Here is a 1,615-nt window from a genome sequence, read left to right on the forward strand (position 1 = left end):
GAAGGCGCCCTGCGGACTTCTGCCTTAACACCTCCTCGTAGGTGTCCGTCGTGTAGTAGTCAGTGACGGCAAGCGCCTCGACTGCCGGAGTGCATGCCTCAAGTGCAGCGAGGTAAGTGTTCCAAGGGTCTGGGCCGCGGAACTGATTGTTGAGCACAGTTCCCGGACCATGGACATGTGGCTCCCAGCGATGCCATTCAGATCCACGAGTGATCATTAGCCCTCCCTTCATTCAGCGTTTGATGCTGTATGAGGCAATTCTCCAGGGCAATCCGGAACCTAGAGCTATCGACAGTCTCGACCAACAAGAAATATCGGGTCGTGATCCCGGGCGCTCTATTCTTGCGCCGAAGCGTAGAAGTGCTCGGCCACGCCGGGCGCCGATTCCACCAGCGCAACCAGATGTGAGGCGCTGCTGTGAAGTGGCCGTGCGAGCTTCATCAGGGTCGTCAACGAGGGCTGGCGCTCTCCGCGCTCAAGCATGCTGATGAAGTTCCGCTCAACGCCGGCTTCAAAGCCAAGCTGTTCTTGCGTCAAGCCGGCCTGCTTGCGCAACCGGCGCAAGACTTGTCCGAACGTGATCGCAAGGTCCAATATTCACTCCAACTATCGTTGGAGAAATTGGGCCGTTAGCCGAACAATCTGTCCGCCAACTATGGTTGGAATCGCACTGACGCTTAGCCTGTCCGGCTTCGCATTTGCGTGTGGCAGCCGTTAGGGCTTGGCGCCCGAGGCTTCTAGTGCCTCCAGCGTGGCTTCCACTAGCGCAACTAGGTGAGAAGCCGTGGTGTTCAGAGGCCGGGCAAGCCGCACCATGGTAGTCAGCGTCGGCTGGCGTTTGCCACGCTCAAGCAAGCTGACGAAATTCCGTTCCAGATCAGCCTCGAAGCCGAGCTTCTCCTGCGTCAGTCCGGCCTGCTTGCGCAGCTTGCGCAAGACATGTCCGAATGTGATCGCAAGGTCCAAAAATTTCTCCAACTATCGTTGGAGAAATTGGGCCGGTCCGATATCATTCTGTCCGCCAACTATGGTTGGAATTTTTTGTCGATGGCCGCTTCGTTCAAGCGGCGCACCAACAGATTTGAGAGTAGCCCGATGGAGAACCGCGACGTCAGTGGACCAGCTGCACGCTGGCTACAGCGGCCGCTCTGCCGTCGATATCTGACCGCCGTCTTTAGCAGCGCGCCTACGCGGCTCACGGGCGCTGCCAGAAGCCAAGTCGTCCATTGGGCTCTTGGACAGTTGATCACTGGTGAAATCGACGTCCTTGGCGCATGGAACAACTCAGCAGGTCAGGGCGCGAACTCCGCCGAGGTGGCCAGATCGCTGCACGCTCGTGGCGTCGAATTTGTTAGTTTCTTGCTTGGGAACGTGCCGCAGGAGCATCCTGCTGCCTGCTTCCCACGGGCCAAACCGATCGTGTCTTTTGAGCAGGTGCTTGCCGTGGCTGCGGCACAGGTGCCGCTTCGCCGTAGGCCTGGCCTTTTGCGCGAGCTCCGCGCTCTAGTCGAGGCTGACTCTCGCGAAGAAGCGCTGGCCGAGCTGGCGAGGTTCCGACGAACCGGTCTAGGTGAAAGTTACCCTGTAGTCATCCAGTTATGGGACAAGGCCCTGG

The 1,615-nt window shown here is 58.8% G+C and carries 3 protein-coding genes and 1 pseudogene; 1 reads left to right on the forward strand and 3 read right to left on the reverse strand.

What is annotated here, in order from left to right:
- From ACXJKR_RS31955 to ACXJKR_RS31965, 3 genes and pseudogenes are all read right to left on the reverse strand, one after another.
- Positions 1-217 (reverse strand): annotated as a pseudogene (locus ACXJKR_RS31955) (TrlF family AAA-like ATPase); the annotation flags it as partial.
- A gap of 119 nt (positions 218-336) precedes the next feature.
- Positions 337-594, reverse strand: coding sequence for a helix-turn-helix domain-containing protein (locus ACXJKR_RS31960; protein ID WP_457326274.1), 258 nt, complete (start codon positions 592-594; stop codon positions 337-339).
- A gap of 120 nt (positions 595-714) precedes the next feature.
- Positions 715-966, reverse strand: a complete 252-nt coding sequence (locus ACXJKR_RS31965) for a helix-turn-helix domain-containing protein (RefSeq protein ID WP_457326275.1) — start codon at positions 964-966, stop codon at positions 715-717.
- Positions 967-984: 18 nt separating this feature from the next.
- Here ACXJKR_RS31965 and ACXJKR_RS31970 point away from each other — a divergent pair.
- Positions 985-1,615, forward strand: a 631-nt coding sequence (locus tag ACXJKR_RS31970; protein WP_457326276.1) for a transposase, incomplete at its 3' end; no start/stop codon positions are given.

This window comes from Roseateles sp. P5_E11, from assembly GCF_054049355.1.